The sequence below is a fragment of the Shewanella sp. cp20 genome (assembly GCF_000832025.1).
In the GTDB taxonomy this organism is placed as follows: Bacteria; Pseudomonadota; Gammaproteobacteria; order Enterobacterales; family Shewanellaceae; genus Shewanella.
Map to the genome: position 1 here is coordinate 1 of NZ_JPII01000013.1, position 212 is coordinate 212.

Consider the following 212-nt stretch of genomic DNA (forward strand, 5'->3'; position numbering starts at 1 on the left):
ATTTGGCCGGCGCTGAGTACGTTGGTGAGGTCACCACCGCTCCAGCTGATGTCATTGTTGTAGACCTCGGTGACGCTGTGGGTGTTGTTGACATCCACATCGGTGAAGCTGAGCGCGCCGCTGTCGGTCAGGTTAGGGTTGCTGGCATCTTCGGTCACACCACCTGTGGCATCCACGGTGAGCACCGGCAGGTCGTTGGTGCCGGTAATGGT

Annotated in this window: 1 protein-coding gene; it reads right to left on the minus strand. The window is 59.4% G+C overall.

Annotated features, from left to right (window positions below; all coding sequences use genetic code 11):
- The coding region (locus tag DB48_RS20195; RefSeq protein WP_041509017.1) for a hypothetical protein at nucleotides 1-212 on the minus strand (212 nt) is incomplete at both ends.